General features: G+C 69.8%; 11 protein-coding genes. 8 read left to right on the top strand and 3 right to left on the bottom strand.

The genetic code is table 11. The features are described from left to right. Positions 1–15: 15 nt before the first annotated feature. The 6 genes from EV278_RS17710 to EV278_RS17685 all read left to right on the top strand — a co-directional run bounded on the left by EV278_RS17710 (position 16) and on the right by EV278_RS17685 (position 9460). Positions 16–1389: an aspartate aminotransferase family protein gene (locus EV278_RS17710; protein WP_207905514.1), complete on the top strand. Its 1374-nt coding sequence runs from the start codon at positions 16–18 to the stop codon at positions 1387–1389. 48 nt (positions 1390–1437) lie between these two features. After that, the gene (locus EV278_RS17705) at positions 1438–3441 is read left to right on the top strand and encodes a sulfotransferase (protein WP_132094475.1); all 2004 of its coding nucleotides are present in this window, start codon (positions 1438–1440) and stop codon (positions 3439–3441) included. 125 nt (positions 3442–3566) lie between these two features. After that, complete coding sequence (locus EV278_RS17700) at positions 3567–5957, top strand: TonB-dependent receptor (RefSeq protein WP_132094472.1); 2391 nt, start codon at positions 3567–3569, stop codon at positions 5955–5957. A 165-nt stretch (positions 5958–6122) separates the two neighbouring features. Continuing rightward, a complete protein-coding gene (locus tag EV278_RS17695) occupies positions 6123–7505 on the top strand; it encodes an amino acid permease (protein WP_132094469.1) in 1383 nt (460 codons plus the stop codon). Between the two features lie 89 nt (positions 7506–7594). Then, positions 7595–8869, top strand: coding sequence for an amidohydrolase family protein (locus EV278_RS17690; protein ID WP_132094466.1), 1275 nt, complete (start codon positions 7595–7597; stop codon positions 8867–8869). Positions 8870–9220: 351 nt separating this feature from the next. Continuing rightward, positions 9221–9460, top strand: a complete 240-nt coding sequence (locus EV278_RS17685) for a hypothetical protein (RefSeq protein WP_132094463.1) — start codon at positions 9221–9223, stop codon at positions 9458–9460. A 180-nt stretch (positions 9461–9640) separates the two neighbouring features. Here the strand turns inward: EV278_RS17685 and EV278_RS17680 are convergent, their stop codons facing one another. From EV278_RS17680 to EV278_RS17670, 3 genes are all read right to left on the bottom strand, one after another. Further along, on the bottom strand, positions 9641–10234 hold the full coding sequence (locus EV278_RS17680) for a TetR family transcriptional regulator C-terminal domain-containing protein (protein WP_132094460.1): 594 nt from the start codon (positions 10232–10234) through the stop codon (positions 9641–9643). A 178-nt stretch (positions 10235–10412) separates the two neighbouring features. Continuing rightward, a complete protein-coding gene (locus EV278_RS17675) occupies positions 10413–11570 on the bottom strand; it encodes an aromatic ring-hydroxylating dioxygenase subunit alpha (protein WP_132094457.1) in 1158 nt (385 codons plus the stop codon). Positions 11571–11722: 152 nt separating this feature from the next. Continuing rightward, positions 11723–13372 (bottom strand): NAD(P)/FAD-dependent oxidoreductase, encoded by a 1650-nt coding sequence (locus tag EV278_RS17670; protein WP_132094454.1) that lies wholly within the window; start codon positions 13370–13372, stop codon positions 11723–11725. A gap of 130 nt (positions 13373–13502) precedes the next feature. Between EV278_RS17670 and EV278_RS17665 the strand changes: the two genes are divergently transcribed. Further along, positions 13503–13700, top strand: coding sequence for a hypothetical protein (locus tag EV278_RS17665; protein ID WP_132094451.1), 198 nt, complete (start codon positions 13503–13505; stop codon positions 13698–13700). A gap of 168 nt (positions 13701–13868) precedes the next feature. Then, a complete protein-coding gene (locus EV278_RS17660) occupies positions 13869–14753 on the top strand; it encodes a DMT family transporter (RefSeq protein WP_132094448.1) in 885 nt (294 codons plus the stop codon). Positions 14754–14774 lie beyond the last annotated feature (21 nt).

Raw genomic sequence — 14774 nt, 5'->3', positions numbered from 1 at the left:
ACAACTGCGATCACAATGCACGCGTCAGCCCAGAACGCCAGGGCCGGAGACTTCCCCATGACCGATTTCGGCTCTCAGGCCGCGACCAACGACCTCGACGCCTTCTGGATGCCGTTCACGCCCAACCGGCGGTTCAAGGCCAATCCCCGGATGCTGGCCCGGGCCGAGGGCATGCACTACGCCACGCCCGACGGCCGCCAGGTGCTGGACGCCACCTCGGGCCTGTGGTGCGTCAACGCCGGCCACAACCGGCCCAAGATCGTCGAGGCCATCCGCCGCCAAGCCGGCGAGATGGACTTCGCCCCCAGCTTCAACATGGGTCACCCGGCGGCCTTCGCCTTCGCCAGCCGCATCGCCCAGATCACGCCCAAGGGCCTGGACCGGATCTTCTTCACCGGTTCGGGCTCGGAATCGGTCGACACCGCCCTGAAGATCGCCCTGGCCTATCACCGGGCCCGGGGCAAGGGGACCAAGACCCGGCTGATCGGCCGCGAGCGCGGCTATCACGGCGTCGGCTTCGGCGGGATCTCGGTGGGCGGCATCCCCAGGAACCGGATGTATTTCGGCTCGCTGCTGACCGGCGTCGACCACCTGCCCCATACCCACGGCGTGGCCGGCAACCTGTTCAGCCAGGGCCAGCCGAAGAACGGCGCCGAGCTGGCCGACGCCCTGGAGGCCATCGTCGCCCTGCATGACGCGTCCACCATCGCCGCGGTGATCGTCGAGCCCGTGGCCGGCTCGACCGGCGTGCTGGTGCCGCCGGAGGGCTACCTGCAGCGCCTGCGGGCGATCTGCGACCGCCACGACATCCTGCTGATCTTCGACGAGGTGATCACCGGCTTCGGCCGGGTCGGCGCGGCCTTCGCGGCCGAGCGGTTCGGGGTGGTCCCGGACATGATCTGCATGGCCAAGGGCCTGACCAACGCCGCCGTCCCGGCCGGGGCGGTGGCGGCCTCCGAGACGATCTACCAGGCGATGATGGACGGCGCCGACGCCCCGATCGAGCTGTTCCACGGCTACACCTACGGCGCCCACCCCCTGGCCTGCGCGGCGGGCCTGGCGACGCTGGAGGTCTACCAGGAGGAGGGGCTGTTCGCCCGGGCGCTGGAGCTGGAGCCCTACTGGCGCGCGGCGGTGCATGCGCTGAAGGACGCCCGCCACGTGGTCGACATCCGCGACTTCGGCCTGATCGCGGGGATCGAGCTGGAGCCGAGGCCCGGCGCGCCCACCGCCCGGGCGATGGCGGCGTTCGAGGCGGCCTTCGACCAGGGCCTGCTGATCCGGGTGACCGGCGACATCATCGCCCTGTCGCCGCCGCTGATCATTGACCGCGGCCAGGTGGACCAGGTGGTGGAGACGATCCGGAGGGTGCTGGGCGGGGTGGACTGAGCCCTGGGGGCCGTTGACATCCCCGGCCCCCCGTCCTCCCATCCGGCCATGACCACCGCCACCACCGAGCCCTCCGGCAGCGTCGCCACAGCCCTGGCCAACGGCTGGCGGCTGCTGGACCTGGATCCGCGGCAGGCGGTGGAGCAGGCCATGGCCATCCTCGAGGCCGTGCCCCGCCACGCCGAGGCCACCCTGATCCTGGCCGCGGGCCTGCGGCTGTCGGGCGACGTCGCCCAGGCCCTGCGGGTGGTCGAGCCGCTGTCGCGGGCCTTCGCCCAGGCGCCGCCGATCCAGCTGGAGCACGGCCGGATCCTGGCCGCCGCCGGCCACACCCAGGCGGCCGTCGCCGCGTTCAAGCGAGCCGTCGCCGCCGATCCCGACCTGGCCGAGGCCTGGCGCGGCCTGGCCGAGGCGCTGGAGCTGCTGGGCGACGAGGCCGGGGCCCAGGCCGCCCGGGCCCGGCAGATCAAGGGCGGAGTCCGCGACCCGGTGCTGATGACCGCCGCCGCGGCGCTGGTCGACGGCGAGCCGGGCCGGGCGGAAAAGGTGCTGCGCGAGCTGATGGCCGTCCGCCCCGCCGAGCCGGCGGCGATCCGCATGCTGGCCGAGGCCGTGGCCCGGCAGGGCCGCGAGGAGGAGGCCGAGGCCCTGCTGCAGGACTGCCTGAAGCTGGCCCCCGCCTTCACCGGCGCCCGCTACAACCTGGCCACCCTGCACTACCGCCTGGGGCGGTCGACGGAGGCCCTGGCCCAGCTGGACCGGTTGCTGGCCGACGAGCCGCGCCATCCAGGCTACCTGAACCTGAAGGCCGCCTGCCTGGCGCGGATCGGCGAATATGCCGGGGCCATCGCCCTCTACGAGGACGTGCTGGCCCGCCATCCCCAGCAGCCCAAGGGCTGGATGAGCTATGGCCATGCGCTGAAGACCGTGGGCCGCTCGGCCGACTGCGCGGCCGCCTATCGCAAGGCCGTCGACCAGGCCCCGTCGCTGGGCGAGGCCTGGTGGAGCCTGGCCAACATGAAGACCTACCGCTTCGACGCGGCCGACCTGGCGGCGATGGAGGCCCAGCTGGCGCGGAGCGACCTGGACGACGACGACCGCCTGCACCTGCACTACGCCCTGGGCAAGGCCCACGAGGACGCCGGCCGCTACGCCGAATCGTTCGCCTGCTACGCCCGCGGCGCGGCCCTGCGGCGGACCCAGGTTCCGTACGATCCGGCCGTGATGACCCGGCACGTGGCGCGCAGCAAGGCGGTGCTGACGGCGCCGCTGTTCGCGTCGCGGGCCGGGCAGGGCTGCCCCGCGCCGGACCCGATCTTCGTCCTGGGCCTGCCGCGCGCCGGCTCGACCCTGGTCGAGCAGATCCTGGCCAGCCATTCGGCGGTGGAGGGCACGATGGAGCTTCCCGACGTCACCTCGATGGCCCGGCGGCTAAAGGACGAGTCGCCCTATCCCGAGGTCCTGGCCACCCTGGACGCCGACGCCCTGAAGGCCCTGGGCGAGGAGTTCCTCGAACGCACCCGGGTGCAGCGCAAGACCGACCGGCCGCTGTTCATCGACAAGATGCCCAACAACTGGGCCCATGTCGGGCTGATCGCCCTGATGCTGCCGAACGCCAAGATCATCGACGCGCGCCGCCACCCGCTGGGCTGCTGCTTCTCGGGCTTCAAGCAGCACTTCGCCCGCGGCCAGAACTTCAGCTACGGCCTGGAGGACATCGGCCGCTACTACGCCGACTATGTGGAGCTGATGGCCCATGTCGACGCCGTGCTGCCGGGGCGCGTGCACCGGGTGATCTACGAATCGATGATCGAGGATCCGGAGCGGGAGATCCGCGCCCTGCTGGCCTATTGCGGCCTGCCGTTCGAAGAATCGTGCCTGAATTTCCACGAAAACGACCGCGCCGTGCGCACCGCAAGCTCTGAACAGGTGCGTCGTCCCATCTTCAAGGATGGGGTCGAGCATTGGCAGAATTACGAATCATGGCTGGGCCCCCTGAAGACCGCCCTGGGACCGGTTCTATCCAGTTATCCCGCCGCGCCTGAATTTTGATCAGCCGCACAGAACCCTGCCATTTCTGCAACAGTCGGCCGAATTGACGCGCGTTTGAATTTTACATCTTGCGGGCTCAAATCAGCCAGAAGAGCATCGTTCTCCGAACAGTTCGGGGAGCCGATATGACGTCCACCAAGCGTAACAAGACCGCCCCTTCGAAAGGCGGCCTGCTGACCTCCGCGCTTCTGGCCTCGACCATGCTGACGGCGGCCGCCGCGCAGGCCCAGGACCAGACTGCTCCCCAGGGCGCGGTCGCCCTGGACGAGGTGGTGGTCACCGCGCAGAAGCGTTCGGAAAACCTGCAGGACGTGCCGGTCAGCATCCAGGCGCTGGGCGAGGCCAAGCTGGAGCAGCTGCAGGTCGCGGCCTTCACCGACTATGTGAAATACCTGCCCAGCGTGTCGTTCCAGACCTCGTCGCCGGGCTTCTCCAACGTCTATTTCCGCGGCGTGGCCAGCGGCGGCGACGGCAACCACTCCGGCTCGCTGCCCAGCGTCGGCGTCTATCTGGACGAGCAGCCCGTCACCACCATCCAGGGCGCGCTGGACATCCACATCTACGACATCGCCCGGGTCGAGGCCCTGTCGGGGCCGCAGGGCACGCTGTACGGCGCCAGCTCCCAGGCCGGCACGCTGCGCATCATCACCAACAAGCCCAGCACCGCCGGCTTCAGCGCCGCCTACGACCTGGAGGCCAACACCATCGCCCACGGCGACCAGGGCTACACGGCCGAGGGCTTCGTCAACCAGCCGCTCAGCGACAAGGTCGCCGTGCGCCTGGTCGGCTGGGCCGAGCACCAGGGCGGCTATATCGACAATGTCGCCGGCTCGCGCACCTATCCCACCTCGGGGATCACGGTCAGCAACGCCGACCGGGTCAAGAAGGACTATAACGACGTCGACCTCTATGGCGGCCGGGCGGCGATGAAGATCGAGGCCGGCGACAACTGGGTGATCACGCCCCAGGTGATGGGCCAGATCGAGAAGGTCGGCGGGGTGTTTTCCGAGGACCGCAGCCTGGGGGCCCTGAAGGTGGCCCACTACTACCCGGAAAACTCCAAGGACAAGTGGTGGCAGGCGGCCATGACCGTCGAGGGCAAGATCAGCAACCTCGACGTCACCTATGCCGGCTCGTACCTGGACCGCGACGTCGACACCCGCCAGGACTACACCGACTACTCGTTCTTCTACGACACCCTGGCCGGCTACGGCGCCTACTGGACCGACGACGCCGGCAACCCGGTCGACCCGTCGCAGTACATCATCGGCCATGACGCCTATATGAAGCTCAGCCACGAGCTGCGCGTCTCGACCCCGCAGGAGTACCGCTTCCGCGTCGTCGGCGGCCTGTTCTACCAGCGCCAGACCCACGGCATCCATCAGGACTACCGCATCGACGACATCGGCGATTCGATCTCGGTGCCGGGCCATCCGGGCACGATCTGGCTGACCGAGCAGAAGCGTGTCGACCGCGACAGCGCCGCGTTCGGCGAGGCGGCGTTCGACATCACCGACAAGCTGACCCTGACCGGCGGCGTCCGCTTCTTCAAGTCGGACAACAGCCTCAAGGGCTTCTACGGCTACGGGGCCGGCTACGGCTCGACCGGGGAGAAGGCGTGCTTCACCGGTCCCGAGATCGAGGGCTCGCCGTGCACCAACCTCGACAAGCGGGTCAAGGAGAACGGCAACAGCAAGAAGATCAACCTCACCTACAAGATCGACCCCGACAAGCTGGTCTATATCACCTATTCCGAGGGCTTCCGGCCGGGCGGCATCAACCGTCGCGGCACCCTGCCGCCGTATCACTCCGACTTCCTGAAGAACTACGAGTTCGGCTGGAAGACCAGCTGGGCCGAAAACCGCTTCCGCTGGAACGGCGCGGTGTTCCACGAGACCTGGGACAATTTCCAGTTCTCGATCGTCGGGGCCAACGGCCTGACCGAGATCAAGAACGCCGTCTCGGCCGAGATCAACGGCGCCGAGACCGACTTCAGCTTCGCGATCAAGCACGGCCTGACCCTGAACGGCGCGGCGACCTATATCGACGCCAAGCTGAAGGGGACCTATTGCGGCAAGGTCGACCCGGCCACCGGCCAGCCGATCACCAACTGCCCGGTCGACCTGGACAACTATCCCGAGCGCGCCCCGGACGGCCAGCGCCTGCCGGTGACGCCCAAGTTCAAGGCCAATCTGAACGCCCGCTACGAGTTCGACCTGGCGGGCTACGACGCCTTCGTCCAGGGCGGGATCGTCGGCCAGACCGACGCCTGGGCCGACCTGCGCACCTTCGCTCGCGAGGTGCTGGGCAAGCAGGCCGGCTACATCACCACCGACCTGTCGGCGGGGATCGGCCGCGACAGCTGGACCTTCTCGGCCTATGTCGTGAACCTCAACGACAGCCGGGCCAGCCTGACCCGCAGCACCGAATGCGTCGAGGCCGTCTGCGGCGCCGAGGTCTATTCCGTGCCGCTGCAGCCACGCACCATCGGGGTGAAGTTCGGGCAGAAGTTCTAGGTCATTCTCCGCATCCGCTCACCCCGGCGAAAGCCGGGGCCCAAGCGGGATCGGCGGTCCCGTCCAGGACCGAACCGCCAGCTCGGCTTGGGTCCCGGCTTTCGCCGGGATGAGCGGTGTTTAGAGGCCATGGACCAACGCTCCGCCCCATGAAAGCCTGACCGCATGACAGAGACCCCGCAGAAGGTCCCGATCCTCAAGGTCACGACCCCCCACGGGCCTTCCACAAGGGCGCTGGGCTTCTGGATGTGCACGGCCCTGGTGGTCGGCAACATGATCGGCTCGGGGGTGTTCATGCTGCCCGCGTCCCTGGCCCCCTACGGCTGGAACGCGGTGTTCGGCTGGCTGCTGACCATCGGCGGGGCCCTGTGCCTGGCGGTGGTGTTCGCCGGCCTGGCGCGCGAGTTTCCCAAGGCCGGCGGGCCCTACGCCTACACGCAGGAGGCGTTCGGGCCCCTGGTCGGGTTCATGGTGGCCTGGAGCTACTGGATCTCGCTGTGGGTCGGCAACGCCGCCATCGCCACCGGGGCGGTCAGCTATCTGTCGGCGATCTTCCCGGCCATTGCCCAAGTTCCGGGGATGCACCTGCTGGTGACCCTGGGCGCGGTCTGGCTGCTGGTCGGGGTCAATATCGCCGGCGCCCGCCTGGCCGGCGGGGTGCAGGTGGCGACCACGGTGCTGAAGCTGCTGCCGCTGGCGGCGGTAGCCGGCCTGGCCTTCTGGGTGATCGGCCGCGACGGCGGGGCGACCCTGACGCCGTTCCGCCCCGCCGACATCCATCCGGGCGCGATCACCGCCGCCGGAGCCCTGACGCTGTGGGCGCTGCTGGGGCTGGAATCGGCGACGGTGCCGGCCGGCAAGGTGGTCGACCCGGTCCGCACCATCCCCCGCGCCACCCTGACAGGCACGGTGTTCACCGGCCTGATCTACCTGCTGGTCTGCTCGGCCGTGGTGCTGCTGACCCCGGCCGACGCGCTGAAGGTCTCCAACGCCCCGCTGGCCGACTTCGTCAGCCTCCACTGGGGCGGCGACGCCGGCAAGGTCCTGGCCCTGTTCGCGGCGATCAGCGCCTTCGGCGCCCTGAACGGCTGGGTGCTGCTGCAGGGCGAGATGCCCTACGCCATGGCCAAGGGCGGGGTGTTTCCAGCCTTCCTGGCCAAGGAGTCGGCCCGCGGCGCGCCGGTCCGCGCCCACCTGCTGTCGGCCGGCTTCCTGACCGTCCTGGTGCTGATGAACTACGCCAAGTCGATGGCCGACCTGTTCACCTTCATCGCCCTCGTGGCGACCACCGCCTCGCTGTTCGCCTACCTGGCCTGCGCCCTGGCGGCGCTGAAGCTGCAGGCCACGCGGCGCATCGCCCCGACCCTGGGCCTGACGCTGATCGCGCTGCTGGCCGGCGTCTATTCGGTCTGGACCCTCGTCGGGGCGGGCGGCCAGGCGGTGCTGCTGGGCCTCGGCCTGCTGGCCATCGGCGCGCCGTTCTACTGGCTGACGCGGGGCAAGGGCCACAACTCCGCTCATCCCGACGAAAGTCGGGACCCAAGCTGAGCTTGCGGCGTCGCGCGGAGATCAACAGGCCAACGCCGCTTGGGTCCCGGCTTTCGCCGGGATGAGCGGACAAGGGAGATATTCATCGCATGATCCTCCGCACCGCCGTCCTGGCCATCACCCTGACGCTCGCGCCGCTCGCCACACAGGCCGCCCCCGTCTACGTCCACGCCGGCAAGCTGGTCGACACCCTGCAGGGCAAGGTCCTGACCGACCAGATGATCACCCTCGACGGCGAGCGCATCGTCGCGGTCGGGCCGTGGACGGCCGCCCCCACCGACGGCAAGGTCATCGACTGGTCGGGGCGCATGGTGCTGCCGGGCCTGATCGACATGCACACCCACCTCTGCGACCAGGAGCAGACCGAGAACATCGCCGAGCCGCTGCTGACCACCGCCGCCTACCAGGCCTATGTCGGCGCCGCCCACGCCCGCGCGACCCTGGAGGCCGGCTTCACCAGCGTGCGCGACGTCGGGACCTGGCGGGCGTTCGGCGACGTGGCCCTGCGCGACGCGATCAACGCCGGCCTGGTCCCCGGCCCGCGGATGTCGGTGGCCGGGGCCTACATCACCATCCCCGGCGGGGGCGGCGAGATCACCGGGATCGCGGCCGACGTCAAGCTGCCCGACGAGATGCGGGCGGGCGTGGTCCAGGACGCCGCCGACGCCCACCGCAAGGCGGCCAGCATCCTGGCCCACCACGCCGACTTCCTGAAGCTGATCGCCACCGGCGCGGTCCTGACGGTCGGCACCGAGCCGGGCGCCCAGGAGCTGACCGAGGACGAGATGCGGGCCGCCGTCGAGGAAGCCGCCCGGCGCGGGACCTACGCCACCGCCCACGCCCACGGCGCCGAGGGCATGAAATCGGCCATGCGGGCCGGCGTCCGCTCGATCGAGCACGGCTCGCTGATGGACGACGAGGCCATCGCCATGATGAAGGCCAAGGGCGTGTTCCTGGTGGCCGACATCTATGACGGCGACTGGATCGACGCCTACGGCAAGGCCCACGGCTGGCCGGCCGAGACCCTGCGCAAGAACCTGGAGACCACCGAGGCCCAGCGCCAGGGCTTCCGCAAGGCGGTCAAGGCGGGCGTCAGGATCGCCTACGGCACCGACGCCGGGGTCTATCCCCACGGCCTCAACGCCCGGCAGATGACCTACATGGTCCGCTACGGCATGACCCCGATGCAGGCCATCCAGTCGGCGACCACCGTGGCGGCCGAGCTGATGGGCAAGACCGACGTCGGCGCGGTCGCCCCGGGCCGCTATGCCGACCTGATCGCCGTGGACGGCGACGCCCTGGCCGACGTCTCGGTGCTGGAGCACGTGGCGGCGGTGATGAAGGGCGGGGTGGTGGTGAAGTGAGGGCCTTCTCCCATAGGGAGAAGGAGGGGCCCGCGCCGTCAGGCGTGGGAGGATGAGGGGTTACGCTGTCAACCGGCGTGCCGGCACGCCGTCAGCCGTCCCTAAGCCCTCACCCTCCCACCGCTGCGCGGTGGGCCCCTCCCTCTCCCGCCGGGAGAGGGATTAGGAAGCATGGATCACCAGCGCGATTTTCCCGCTTCCGCCTTATTGTTGCTGCCGGATTCACCAAAGACGCTCTTGGCGCGGCTCCTGCAGTGTGCAATGCAACAACATGTTGCTGTGCAGCATTGAAACAGCTGTCATGCATCCGCTGTAAGACCGACGCTGAGTAAACACCGAGGAGTGAGTCCCATGGCCAACGAACACACCTATTTCGTTCGACCCGTCTCCGGCGTCTGGCACGTCACCTGGAATGATTCGCTCGACCTGATCGGCTCCTATCCCTGCCAGCCCGAAGCCGTCGGCGTCGCCGAGATGCTGGCCCGGCACATGCGCACCCAGGGCAAGACCGCCCGGGTCCACGTCGCCGAACCCGAAGTCCGCCGCGCCAGCTGGGGCCGCGCGAACCTGGGCGCCCAGGCGGCGGCCTGAGTTTTCACCCTCTCCCATGGGGAGAGGGAGGGGCCCATCGCTTGCGATGGGAGGGTGAGGGGGTTTTGAGTCCGCCGGCGTGCCGGCAGGGCGTTGGTTATCAAATCGGTGAGGGCGTAACCCCTCACCCTCCCACGACTTCGTCGCGGGCCCCGCCCTCTCCCGTTGGGAGAGGGTTTTCTACTTCAAATACCCCGCCGCCAGCCGCTCGGCGATCGCCCCCGCCTCGGCCGGCGTGAACACCGTCTCGTCCAGGCACAGCTCCAGCCACAGGCCGTCGACCACGGCGGTCAGGCCGATCGCGGCCAGCCGGGCGTCGACCGACGGGTCGCAGGCCGCAAGCAGCTCCTCCAGCCGGGCGCGATAGCCGGCATAGGTCCGCCGGTGGATGGCGGCGATGGCCGGGTCGACCTTGACCAGGCTCCAGAACGCCAGCCAGGTGGCCAGCAGGTCCGGGTCCAGCACCGGCGGGGCGAAGCTGGCAGTCAGATAGGCCGACAGCCGGGCGCGCGGATCGGCGCCGGCCGCCGCGACCGCCGCCTCCAGGGCCGCATCGATCCGCGCCCCGACCGCCTCGTAGGCCGCCGCCACCAGGGCGTCGACCCCGTCGAAATAGTGCCGCAGCAGGCCGGCGCTGACCCCCGCCTCGGCGCAGATCGTCCGCACCGAGGCCCCGGCCACGCCCTTGGCCGCCAGCACCCGGGCGGCGGCGTCGATCAGGGCGGTGCGGCGGACGTCGGGGGCTTCGCGGGTGAAGGCGGCGCGAGGGGTCACCACCCTTCCATCCCATATTCAATCGTCCTCCCGGGCCTTGAGCCCGGGAACCCTGGTTCAGCTTCCACGTGAAGCGCAAGCGGACCGCTGGCGGTCCGCCCGTCCTGCACCCGCGGCGGATAGAGGGGTCCCGGGCACAAGGCCCGGGATGACGAGCGGAAAGGAATAGGGCGAAATCTCACCACCCCTCCGGTGGCCTATGCAGACGGGCCTGCGGGATCAGGGCTCGCAGCTTGCGGCCGAAGCTGCGCAGGGACACCTCGGTCTCGGCCAGGGGGCCGGCCGTGAAGCTGCGCGAGGCCATGCCCTGCTGCACCCGGGCGACCAGCTCGGTGTCCTCGGCGTTGACCTGGCGGTTGATGCGCCAGTTCAGATAGCGCGCCGCCTTCATCTCGCGCCGGTCGTCGGGCAGGGCGTAGGCGATCTCGCGGATCATCGTCCGGGTGGGCGAGACCGGGATGAACTGCATGAAGTCCACCTGGTCGGGATAGATGTCGAACGCCTGGTTGGGCCAGAGCTTGAAATAGGTCCACAGCCGCTTGCGCTCGGGCGGCAGGTGAAGGGCGTCGGGCAGGACGGCCTGGTACATCCGCTCGGACGGGTTGCGCGACGGCTCCTCGATCAGCTGGCCCCACATCTTGTCGACCCAGGTTTGCGCCTCGACGCCGTAGCCGCGGCCGAACAGCCGGGTCAGGCCGGGATGGGCGACGGGGATGTGCAGGCCGTCGGAATAGTTGTCGCTGATGTTCTTCCAGTTCACCTCGCGCGGTCGCAGGGTGACGCGGCCGAACGGGACCATGTCCTCGAAGCGGTAGGGCTCAAGCTCGTGGTCGTAGGGGGCCATCATCTCGGCGACCGAGAGGCCCCCTTGCGAAAGAGAGTCTTCGAGCCGCACGAAGACGAAGCCGCGATAGACCTCGACCTGCACCGGCGCCAGGCCCTGCTTGTCCATCTCCAGGGCAGGGTAGCTCTCGCGGTGCGGCACGCCGACCAGCTGGCCGTCCAGGGCGTAGGTCCAGGCGTGGTAGGGGCAGACGATCCGGCCGCAGTGGCCGGACGGGCCGTCCAGCAGCCGCGCGGCGCGATGCCGGCAGACATTGGCGAAGGCCCGCACCCCGCCGTCCCGGCCGCGCACCACCACCGTGCTTTCGCCCAGGAAGTCGAAGGTGTGGAAGTCGCCGGCCTTGGGAATGTCGTTCAGGTGGCAGACGATCTGCCACGACGGGCGCAGGACCTTGTCCTGCTCCTCGCGAAAGAAGCGGGCGTTGTCATAGAGCCAGCCGGGCAGGCCCCAGTCGGCGTCAGGGTCGTGGTTGGAGAGGGTGTTGATGTCCATCTCAAACGCCCCTTAGATCCGCTCATCCCGGCGAAAGCCGGGACCCAAGCTGACTCTCAGAAAAGGCTTCGCCCGATCGAGCTGCTGCGGCTTTCCCGCTGGCTCGGCTTGGGTCCCGGCTTTCGCCGGGATGAGCGGCGTAGAAAAGGCCATCACCGCCCCACCAGGCTCAGCTTGACCGCCGTTCCGAAATCCCGATCGCGCAGGATCTCGCGCGCGGCGTTGCGGCCCGGATTGCCCGAGACCCCGCCGCCCGGATGGCAGCCGGCGCCGCACATGTAGAGCCCCTTGATCGGCGCCCGGTGGCTGGCGTGGCCCAGCAGCGGGCGGGCGGCCCACAGCTGGTCCAGCGACATGTGGCCGTGCATGATGTCGCCGTTGACCAGGCCGAACTTCCGCTCAAGATCCACCGGCGACAGGATCATCCGTCCCAGGACGGACGCCTTGAAGTTCGGGGCCCACTGATCGACCGTGTCGATGATCAGGTCGGCCGCCGCCTCGCGCTCGTCGTCCCAGCTGCGGCCGTCGGGCAGGTCCCAGGCGAACTGCTGGCAGAACAGGCTGGCCACGTGCTGGCCGGGCGGGGCCAGGCTGTCGTCCAGGGTGGAGGGGATCAGGATCTCGACGATCGGCCGCCGGCTGATCCCGGTCGCCTTGGCGTCGCGATAGGCTTCGTCCATGTAGTCCAGGGTCGGCGAGATCACGATGCCGCACTGGTGGTGCTCGGCCACGGCCTTGCCGGGCAGGCAGGTGAAGTCGGGCAGCTCCGACAGCGCCACGTTCATCCGGAAGGTGCCCGAGCCGTTCTTGTAGCCCTTGACCGCCTTGCGGAACGGGGCGGGCAGGGCCGAGGGGGCGATCAGCCCGCCATAGAGCAGGGCGGGGTTGAGGTTGGACGACACGATCGGGGCCATGACCTGGCGGCCGTCGACCAGCTGGACGCCCGCCACCCGCTTGCCGCCGCCCTTCGGCGCGTCCTCGACATGGACGCCCTCGACCTTGGCGTTCAGCAGGATCTCCACGCCCTTGGCCCGGCAGGCCCTGGCCATGGCCTGGGTGATGGCCCCCATGCCGCCCACCGCGTGGCCCCAGGCGCCCTTCTTGCCGTTCACCTCGCCGAAGGTGTGGTGCAGCAGCACATAGGCCGAGCCCGGCGTGTCGGGACTGGCGAAGTTGCCGACCACGGCGTCGAAGCCGAAGCTGGCCTTGACCGCGTCGCTCTCGAACCAGCCGTCCAGGAAGTCGCGGGCGCTCTTGGTGAACAGGTCCAGCAGGTCGCGCTTGCGCTCGCGGCTCAGGCCCGCCAGCCGGCCGCCCTGCCGGAGCGCCCGCAGCAGGCCCGGCAGGCCGTCGCCGAGGTTGGGCGGGGTCTCGCCGGCCAGGTCGCGCAGCACGTCGCCGATCTCGTCCAGCATGGCGTAATAGGCCGGCAGGGCCTCGGCGTCCCTGGCCGAGAACTTGCGGAACTGCTCCTGGGTGCGCTCCAGCCCGCCGCCCAGCTTCAGGTAGGTGCTGTCGTCGATCGGCAGGAAGTTGGAGATCGGCCGCTCCAGGATCCGCAGGCCGTGGCCGTGCAGGTCCATGTCGGCGATGACCTTGGGGCTGAGCAGGCTGACGGTGTAGCTGGCCACGGAGTTGCGGAAGCCGGGATGGAACTCCTCGGTCACCGCCGCCCCGCCGACCACGTCGCGGGCCTCGCAGACCGTGACCTTCAGCCCGGCGCTGGCCAGGTAGAAGGCGCAGACCAGGCCGTTGTGCCCCCCGCCGATGATGATCGCGTCGCGCTGCTGGGTGGCGGCCATGTGTCTCTCCCCGGTGGTGGGAAGAGGTTGCTATACGAGTGTAAAATAAGCAAGGGCCGGGCGATGGATGGCGACATCGGCCGTCCGCCCCTATATCCCCGCCTTCCCTTCGGCGCCTCGCGAGATCCCCATGGCCAAGCTGCAGCTTCTCGAAACCTTCAGCCTGCAGGAAACCGAGGACGGCTACCGCCTGCTGGTCTCGGCCGTCGGCGGCGACAATATCTACGTCTCGATCACCCCGGACCAGATGGACGACATCATCGAGAGCCTGGAAGCGGCCATGGGCGGCGAGGACGACGAAGGCGTCGAGGAGGACGAGGCGTTCTAGCTGGCGCTCCGCCCCCTCGCCGCGACAGACCGCGCAGCGGTCAGGTGGGGGCAAGCGAGGGTCGCACGTCAGGCGAACACTTGCCCCCTCCGGGCCTTCGGCCCTCCTCCCCCGGAGGGGGAAGAGCCGCGATCCCCGCGGACCGCGGAACCCTGCTACAACCCGCGCATGTCTCGTCCGTCCGCGCTGCGCGCCGCCTTGCCCTATCTCTGCCTGGTCGGCGCCATGGTGTCGCTGAGCGTCGGCACCTCGTTCGCCAAGACGCTGTTCCCGCTGGTCGGGGCGCAGGGGGCCAGCGCCTATCGGGTGGGGTTCTCGGCCCTGGTGCTGTGCCTGGTCTGGCGGCCCTGGACCATGCGCATGAACCGCGAGGACCTGTTCGCCGTCGTCAGCTACGGGGCGATGATGGGGGCGATGAACCTGTGCTTCTACATGGCCCTGCGCACCATCCCGCTGGGCGTGGCCATCGCCATCGAGTTCACCGGGCCGCTCAGTCTGGCCCTGCTGCACGCCCGCAAGCCCGTCCACTTCGCCTGGGTCGCCCTGGCGGCCGCGGGCCTCTCCCTGCTTCTGCCGCTGGGCGACGCCAGCCTGACCCTGGATCCCATGGGCGTGGCCTTCGCCGCGACGGCGGCGGTGTTCTGGGCGCTGTACATCGTCGCCGGCCAGCGGACCGGGCATCTGCACGGCGGCCGCTCGGTGGCGCTGGGCATGACGACGGCGGCGGTGGTCGTGGCCCCGTTCGGCGTGGCCGCGGCCGGGGCGGCGCTGCTGAACCCGGCGGCCCTGGGGCTTGGCCTGGTGGTCGCGGTGGTGTCCAGCGCCATCCCCTATTCGCTGGAGATGGTGGCCATGCGGGCCATCTCCAGGCGCAGCTTCGGGGTGATGCTGAGCCTGGAGCCGGCGGTCGGGGCCCTGGCCGGCCTGCTGGTGCTGGGCGAGCACCTGGCGCCCCGCCAGTGGCTGGCCATCGCCCTGGTGGTCGCCGCCTCGGTGGGGACGGTGGCCACCGATCCGTCGCGCGAACCGGCCGAGGCGCCGCTGCACGACTGACCGGCAGCCCGATCTTTATAA

This window comes from Caulobacter sp. BK020 (genome assembly GCF_004342605.1).
GTDB lineage: Bacteria > Pseudomonadota > Alphaproteobacteria > Caulobacterales > Caulobacteraceae > Caulobacter.
The sequence above is the reverse complement of the archived record's forward strand: the minus strand, read 5'-3'. Positions and strand labels throughout refer to the sequence as shown.

Coding starts and splice junctions, on each gene's coding strand:
- EV278_RS17710 (WP_207905514.1), top strand. CDS start 16: ATGCACGCGTCAGCCCAGAACGCCAGGGCCGGAGACTTCCCCATGACC.
- EV278_RS17705 (WP_132094475.1), top strand. CDS start 1,438: ATGACCACCGCCACCACCGAGCCCTCCGGCAGCGTCGCCACAGCCCTG.
- EV278_RS17700 (WP_132094472.1), top strand. CDS start 3,567: ATGACGTCCACCAAGCGTAACAAGACCGCCCCTTCGAAAGGCGGCCTG.
- EV278_RS17695 (WP_132094469.1), top strand. CDS start 6,123: ATGACAGAGACCCCGCAGAAGGTCCCGATCCTCAAGGTCACGACCCCC.
- EV278_RS17690 (WP_132094466.1), top strand. CDS start 7,595: ATGATCCTCCGCACCGCCGTCCTGGCCATCACCCTGACGCTCGCGCCG.
- EV278_RS17685 (WP_132094463.1), top strand. CDS start 9,221: ATGGCCAACGAACACACCTATTTCGTTCGACCCGTCTCCGGCGTCTGG.
- EV278_RS17675 (WP_132094457.1), bottom strand. CDS start 11,570: ATGGACATCAACACCCTCTCCAACCACGACCCTGACGCCGACTGGGGC.
- EV278_RS17670 (WP_132094454.1), bottom strand. CDS start 13,372: ATGGCCGCCACCCAGCAGCGCGACGCGATCATCATCGGCGGGGGGCAC.
- EV278_RS17665 (WP_132094451.1), top strand. CDS start 13,503: ATGGCCAAGCTGCAGCTTCTCGAAACCTTCAGCCTGCAGGAAACCGAG.
- EV278_RS17660 (WP_132094448.1), top strand. CDS start 13,869: ATGTCTCGTCCGTCCGCGCTGCGCGCCGCCTTGCCCTATCTCTGCCTG.